This window comes from Nostoc sp. CCY 9925 (assembly GCF_963920935.1).
GTDB lineage: Bacteria > Cyanobacteriota > Cyanobacteriia > Cyanobacteriales > Nostocaceae > Nostoc.
Genome location: NZ_CAWUDO010000023.1, coordinates 91,536 through 97,810, shown reverse-complemented (window position 1 = coordinate 97,810; position 6,275 = coordinate 91,536). Strand labels below are relative to the sequence as shown.

Here is a 6,275-nt window from a genome sequence, read left to right as displayed (position 1 = left end):
AATTGCGAGGCGACACAACTCAATTGCGAGGCGACACAACTCAATTGCGAGGCGACACAACTCAATTGCGAGGCGATGCAACTCAATTGCGAGGCGATGCAATCGAATTGAGGACTTCTACAAAATAAATTATCCAATTTACTCAGATAATAATATTTTTCTTTCTCCCCTGCCCCCTCTACTCCTCTCCCCAAGTTTGTAACTGCAAATACACTAGTACCAAAGTCGCTGCTAACAAAACCGTTGCGGCTGCTGCCGCATAACCAAAATCAAATTGAGCAAAGGCTTCTTGGTAAATGTAATAAACCAGCAAATTAGTTGAATTCAATGGACCGCCACCAGTCATTACATAAACTTGTTCAAAACTCCGCAGCGTAAAAATCGCGGTGGTGATTGTGACAAATATGACGGTGGGACGCAATCCTGGCAGTGTAATATGCCAAAATTGTTGCCAAGCGTTTGCGCCATCTAAATCTGCTGCTTCATAACGACTGGGTGGAATTGCTTGTAACCCGGCTAAAAATACTACCATATTGAAACCGAGTTGTTTCCAAATACTCATTAAAATCAGTACTGGCATTGCCCAAAATGTATCTCCTAGCCAGGGTATAGGTGGAATACCAAAAAAATCTAAAAGTCCGTTAACTGGCCCCGATGTTTGAAATAGCCAACGAAATCCCAAGCCAGCTGCCACCAGAGAAATAATTGAAGGTAAAAAATAGGCACTCCGCAAGATTCCCCGCAAAGCTAAGGAGCGGTTTAATAGTACTGCTAATCCCAAAGGGATAACTAAACTAGGAATGATGGTGGCAGCAGTAAAATAAATAGTGTTACCAATAACTTGCCAGAAGTCAGAGTTTAGTAACAAGCGCCAATAGTTTTTTAACCCTATCCAATAAATACCTTTTGAAGTGAAACTACCAGCGGTGAAACTGAGGTAAAACAAATAGGCAATCGGCCAAATTATAAAAATGCCTAGTAAAATCAGTGCTGGTGTGAGAAAAATCCAAGCAGCCGCTGTATCATTATCCAACCAAGACTTACTATATATTTTTGGCATTTATAATTTTCCCTTTTTGCTGTTATGACTTTCCGTCCTGATTGTACCCCTAGCTTGATTTCTCCCAGCATTAACGATGTTTGCCGACAAGAAACTCCTTTAAAACTCGGAATTATGGCTTCTGGAAATGGCAGCAATTTTGATGTAGTTGCCCAAGCTATCCAAGATGGACAGCTAAATGCCAAAATTCAAGTTTTGATTTATAATAACCCGACGGCTAAAGCAGCCCAAAGAGCAGCTAATCGAGGAGTCGAAGCTGTGTTGTTAAATCACCGCGACTACAAAAGCCGAGAAAAGTTTGATGAGAAAATTGTGCAGACATTACAGCACTATGATGTGGAATGGGTGATTCTGGCAGGCTGGATGCGACTCTTGACATCAGTATTTATTGATGCTTTTCCTAACAAAATTATTAATATACATCCAAGTTTGTTGCCTAGTTTTAAGGGAATTAATGCTGTAGAACAAGCTTTGGCATCTGGGGTAAAAATCACTGGTTGTACTGTGCATATCGCTTGTTTAGAAATGGACAGTGGCCCCATATTGATGCAAGCCGCAGTACCGGTGCTACCTGATGATACACCAGAAACATTGCACGCCAGAATTCAAATTCAAGAACATCGAATTTTACCAATGGCGATCGCTTTGGCAGCTACTTGACGGCGGGTGCTACCCTGCCGTAAGACGCGCTCTGCGCGTCTACAGGTCGGGAAACTTCAGGTTTTGGTCAAAACACCTGAGAGTTCGGAAATTTTTGATTATTATCTAATTTGGCTATTCCTCCAAAAACAATTAGCCAAACTACTACTACAACCCAGTGAATTAAAACTATCACCCACAAAGATCCTGTGAGGATATATGCAACAGTACAGATAATTCCTAACAATGAAGCTAAAGCCAGAAAAACAGAATTAATAAATGTGGGGTATCCAGCTTTAAAAAAAGTTTTAGCATTTAATGGATGATAAATAATAAATAGTAATAAACTTGCGATCGCCCACAAAATCAATCCTCCAAAGTTGGGATTTTCGCTAGGATGAGGAAGCAAAAAAACGCGAAAAAAAAGTTCTTCAACAAAGGCAGGCACAAATAAACAACGCAATATTAACAAGCATTTATTAATCCAATTTGCAGACCAAATTTCTATAGACAAAAATTCAGATTTCCACCCATAAGGTAGGGCAAAAATACTATAAATTATTAGCAGTGAAACAATAACTAACCAATCTTGTCCTCTAGGAACTGCTAATGACGCTAAAAGGCGATTTAAAAGAATTGAAAGTGGTGAAATCTCGGTAAAGGGAATTTTAATTTGACCTAAAAATACGGTTGGTGCAATAGGTGTAATATCAGCTTGCCAACCACCGACTTGATTGGTTCGCAATACTTGGAGCATCGCACCATGTTTTAAAAATATTGCGGCTAGGTCGTCATGTGCTTGTCTTGGCATTATTGTTCGCCATGTTGTCAAACCAGCCCAAACACTACTATCTTGAAATGGTTTTGTTGTCTTGTCTATTCCCGTACCTGTTAGTTTACGCGCTTGACTGTGCCAATCAGCACGAACTATCCCCAAGGGTGCTAATTGTTGTTCCAAAGATTGGGCTAATTCAACTAGCTGCTGAAAGCGTAATGCTTGTGGGTGATTAGAGTTTGCCTTTAACCAAGTTTGAATTTGATCGGTTGTAGAAATTTGGTTTTTAATTGCTAGTATCGCAGCGTAAAGTGCTTGGCTTGAGTCTTGTATGCATGAAGTAGCAGGTGAGACCATTGCACCACCAGTACCATCGCCAAGCCGATAACGTCCCATTGTTAATTGTAATTGTTGCTGGAATTGCTCTAAGGGCGAAAGTTTAATACCATCAAAATTATAATCCTGCGTTATGGGATCGAATTTGATGAGAATATCTGATACTGGACGTGTTGCCAGCCAGCCACGTTGTAAATTACCCATATAATCAGCCCATGTATGCGTTCCGGCAATAATTCCATCAGGGTTATGGGCATAAATTTGATGGTATTTAACCTCGAAGCGTAATTCGTTAGTAAACTCGTCGCGGATAACTTCTGCGATTCCAAAAGCAAAATGTCCGGTGATAGTATAAGGTATTCCGAGTGGTTCAGCTTTACGTCCGCCAATGCCACCGAATAGGTGCAGTAAGATCGCTTTATCGCCTTCTTGCCATTTTGATATAGATTGATTGGGTAAATTTCTCGCAGCTAAGTTTTGTATTTTTACAGGTTGTAACAATACAGTATTAAATTTCCCTTTATTTACCTCAGTATGTTGCCAATTTGCCTCTTGGATGTAATTTATCCCTAATTCATCACCAGTAAGGATTTGACGGGGTTGAATTTGAAAAAGAGAACGAGGTGCGATCGCACCTACTGTAAATATACCCTTTGCATCTTTAGCACCGTAAATATACCACCCATCTTCACCCGCAGGTGATTTTTCGATTTGCTGCAAACTTGAAGGAGCAAAATTTCGCGTATCCGTTACTTGTTGGGGGATGCGAATAGTTTCTTGCAGACCATCAAATTTATTTGAACTAGCGTTATAGTGTTGTACTAAAAAATAATTGCTGTCCTGCTTTTGTTGAGGAAATAAAATAATTTTATTAGTATATTTAATCGGTTTAATTATTTTTACCAACGCATAAAACCTACCAGTTACTAAAACAGGTTCATGCTCAATTTGCAAAATATTCTTTTTTCCGCTTGTAGCAATATTTGTAGTTGCATCTAAACCAATAATTGTCTCGTCATCAGGATTTGCACCAGCTAAAGAACGTAAAACCCCTACCTGACGAACCCCATTTAGTCGAAAAGGATGAATGTTCCCTTGTTTTTGACTTTTAATCACTTCTGGAGTGAAATTTATATCTTGCGTGACAGCTTGAACGTAAGCCAGCAAATCTTTCTTATTTTTCCACTCCAAACGCACAATATTTCCTACCAAATTTTGTGCTTTAGGTGGTGCATATTGCACTTCCATCCATACCCAATCCAACCCATCTTGTAATTCCTGTTTTGTTGGTAAAATTAATCTTCCTACCCACTCAGCAATAGGTTTATAAACGTTTGCAGATGGAATTTGTGCAACGGGATAAAAACCAGATTGATTAAAATCTTGTCGAATATGTATCGCGTAATTGCTTTCTTGTTTTGCTATCTGGGGTTGTTTTGGCGAGAGTTGCCACACCGAAATGACTGTGATGAATACTAGCAGTAAAAATATTGTAAATCCTAGCCTGGATTTTCGACTCAATCTACTCCAAGTCATATATTATCAACAAGTTTTAGTTGCTGCTAATCTTACTCTAAGAATTTAGCAACGTCTTATTTTTTACTTCTCGATAATTGCCAGATTTTCCACATATAGCTAGAAATCCAATTCGTCACAATATGAGCGGCAATGGGGACTAGTAAGTTACCAGTGAGCAAGGCGCTATATCCTAATATCATCCCGACAACCGTTGCCCAAACTACATAAGGCCATTGTTGAGAACCGCTCAGATGCAAGACGCCAAAGCAAAGACTAGATACAATAACAGCCAAATCGTTCAAACCTAAAGCTGGTAGCATCACGCCCCGAAATAACAATTCTTCACTCAAACCCGGTAGTAACCCCAACCAAATTAAGTCTGGTAAAGCTAAAGGCTTCAATACTACTTCTAGATAAAAATCTGCACTTTTACGGTAGAAACTCCAAAGGCGATAAGTTAAGCCACTTAAAGCGGTGATCCCAAATCCCAACCCTACACCCAACAGCAAATCTCTTTCGTCCAACTTCCAGGAAAATAGGGAAAAGTTGCCAAAGTACAACGACAGTTTGGCGACTATCAACAAAATGATTGCAGTCGCTCCCATAGCCCCAAGTATTTGGATGCGCGTCAGATATGGAATTTCTGGTTCTTGCTTTTGTTGTTCAATCACGGGTTTTTTATGGAATGGGGAGTGGGAAAGGGGAGGCAGGGGCAGGGGAGGCAGGGGGCAGGGGAGGTAGGGGGAGAAGAAATCAGTTGTATTGGATGCAGGAATTGAGTAGTTTAATTTTTGGATGTTCCTAATGACTAATGACTACTGGCTGCAAGGACGATAATTTGGGAGAAAGAGCAGAGGGGTTGATGCCTGCTTTATGTGCCACCAATACACCCACTGCCTCTAAATATGAGTTTACCTGTATGGATTTGATCCCCAACGGTTGGGAAGGAACTTTTATAACAGTTTTATTTTCTTCTACTGTAATTATTTGGCATCGTGTTTGGCTTAAACTCAGTAAGGCGCTACTACCACAGGCATTTGCAGGTACGATCGCAGCATCCACTCCATCTGCCCAAATATCTTCTTCTAATGCTATCGCTTTTCTCTCTACTATAAATTGCGGGGCACGACTCAAACCTACGAGAACGCATGGTAAAAATGTGTAACCCAACTCCTCAGCAGCGGAACGGGGTGATAAGTCCGGTTCTGGAGGTGCGCTGGCAAGAGCAGGTGAATGAGCACAAGGTATTTTAAAGGTTCGCACAACTAAGTGGCTAATTACGGCTTCTGCACCCGCTAAGGAATCAACTCCTTCGCCGTGGCGGTATTTCTGTAGTGCTTCCTCATCCATATCATCTGGGAAACGGGCGACAACTGCGATCGCTTCTGCCCCGGCTTTTTTAATCAGTATTTCCGCTGCCCTTAACAAGCTATCGGGGTTACCAATTGTCCCCCAACTTGCACCCGATGAAGTAGTCCGTAATTCTACATTTAAGGGTGCATCAGTGATGACATAATCTGTTAAAGTCAATCCGAGGGTAGCTCTAGCTGCGTCTGCTGCTTGCAGATGTCTTAGCCGTAACTCCGGCTCAATTCCTTGGTCTAAAAGCAAACCTATCTTGTTATTTCGGACTGGACGCAAACCCCAGCATCCAGCGGCAAATTTGTCAAGTCCGAAACCTTCAACGTAGAAAGCATTGGGGAGATTCCAGTACAAACTTGCGCCATTGAGGACATTGGGGTGAGTAATCAGGCGATCGCAAACCTGTGCTATGAGTTTGGCTACAGGCAAAGCATCACCAGCGTAACCGCCAATGGCAGCCCCAACGCCGGTTGGTACTATTAAAATAGCAGTGTATGGACGCATATTAAGGGCATTGGGCATGGGGAGTGATGACTGTTGACTGATGACTGATGACTCAGAAGTGATTCTCCTTGTCTTTCTTGT

5 protein-coding genes are annotated in these 6,275 nt (G+C 41.3%); 1 reads left to right on the top strand and 4 read right to left on the bottom strand.

The window, feature by feature from the left end; all coding sequences use genetic code 11:
• Nucleotides 1-178 precede the first annotated feature (178 nt).
• Nucleotides 179-1,060 carry a carbohydrate ABC transporter permease gene (locus ACM0OY_RS14725; RefSeq protein ID WP_414569582.1) on the bottom strand — a complete coding sequence of 294 codons (882 nt, stop codon included), beginning with the start codon at nt 1,058-1,060 and terminating at the stop codon, nt 179-181.
• A gap of 24 nt (nt 1,061-1,084) precedes the next feature.
• On the opposite strand from ACM0OY_RS14725, the gene purN reads away from it, so the two are divergent.
• Nucleotides 1,085-1,720 carry a phosphoribosylglycinamide formyltransferase gene (gene purN / locus ACM0OY_RS14720; protein ID WP_414569581.1) on the top strand — a complete coding sequence of 212 codons (636 nt, stop codon included), beginning with the start codon at nt 1,085-1,087 and terminating at the stop codon, nt 1,718-1,720.
• 67 nt (nt 1,721-1,787) lie between these two features.
• Here the strand turns inward: purN and ACM0OY_RS14715 are convergent, their stop codons facing one another.
• The 3 genes from ACM0OY_RS14715 to ACM0OY_RS14705 form a co-directional block, all read right to left on the bottom strand.
• Nucleotides 1,788-4,346 (bottom strand): type II CAAX prenyl endopeptidase Rce1 family protein, encoded by a 2,559-nt coding sequence (locus ACM0OY_RS14715; RefSeq protein WP_414569580.1) that lies wholly within the window; start codon nt 4,344-4,346, stop codon nt 1,788-1,790.
• Between the two features lie 56 nt (nt 4,347-4,402).
• Entirely contained in the window at nt 4,403-4,999 is a 597-nt protein-coding gene (locus tag ACM0OY_RS14710; RefSeq protein WP_414569579.1) for a CPBP family intramembrane glutamic endopeptidase, read from the bottom strand.
• Nucleotides 5,000-5,129: 130 nt separating this feature from the next.
• Nucleotides 5,130-6,194 carry a DUF3326 domain-containing protein gene (locus ACM0OY_RS14705; RefSeq protein ID WP_414569584.1) on the bottom strand — a complete coding sequence of 355 codons (1,065 nt, stop codon included), beginning with the start codon at nt 6,192-6,194 and terminating at the stop codon, nt 5,130-5,132.
• Nucleotides 6,195-6,275 lie beyond the last annotated feature (81 nt).

Coding starts and splice junctions, on each gene's coding strand:
- purN (WP_414569581.1), top strand. CDS start 1,085: ATGACTTTCCGTCCTGATTGTACCCCTAGCTTGATTTCTCCCAGCATT.
- ACM0OY_RS14715 (WP_414569580.1), bottom strand. CDS start 4,346: ATGACTTGGAGTAGATTGAGTCGAAAATCCAGGCTAGGATTTACAATA.
- ACM0OY_RS14705 (WP_414569584.1), bottom strand. CDS start 6,194: ATGCGTCCATACACTGCTATTTTAATAGTACCAACCGGCGTTGGGGCT.
- ACM0OY_RS14725 (WP_414569582.1), bottom strand. CDS start 1,060: ATGCCAAAAATATATAGTAAGTCTTGGTTGGATAATGATACAGCGGCT.